Origin of the sequence: Vibrio sp. 1562, from assembly GCF_033340155.1 — a bacterium.
Taxonomy (GTDB): domain Bacteria; phylum Pseudomonadota; class Gammaproteobacteria; order Enterobacterales; family Vibrionaceae; genus Vibrio; species Vibrio alginolyticus.
In genome coordinates, this window is sequence record NZ_JAWOVY010000825.1 from 1 (window position 1) to 507 (window position 507).

1 pseudogene is annotated in these 507 nt (G+C 40.4%); it reads left to right on the forward strand.

Going from position 1 to position 507, the window contains the following annotated elements:
* Positions 1–181: 181 nt before the first annotated feature.
* Positions 182–507, forward strand: a pseudogene (locus R7Z49_RS27890) (acid phosphatase); the annotation flags it as partial.

Sequence of the window (507 nt, forward strand, 5' to 3'; positions counted from 1 at the left end):
CCTCATCGACAAAAAACTCAAATAAATTTTACGGGTTTTATGTGGTTTTTCGTGTCTTGAACACTTACTCAATAGTGATTAAAAAGACACAACTTTCTTAAATCTCACTAGTGAGATTTAAGAAAAACAACAATAAAAAAAGCGACTTTCTCATTCGGAAACGAACAAGGACAAATGAATAATGAATAAGGTGAGTTTATTAGCAGCGTCAGTGGCTATCGCTCTTACAGGCTGTGGCGGTTCAGATAGCGGTTCAAGCAGTGCAAGCAACGGTGTTGTGATCACAGGTTTTGACGGCTACTTCAAAAATGCAGTTGTTTTTGAAGACACGAACAACAACGGTCAATGGGACACTCAAGAATCTATTCTTGGTCTGACCGATGAGAAAGGTCAACTGAAATTGGATGCAAAACCAGAAAGCACTCTAGCGCTACAGACCATCACACCAAACGGTTCAAAGCAGAAACAGCTCATCGCCTTGGATGCGAAAGAGTACGCTGGCAAATA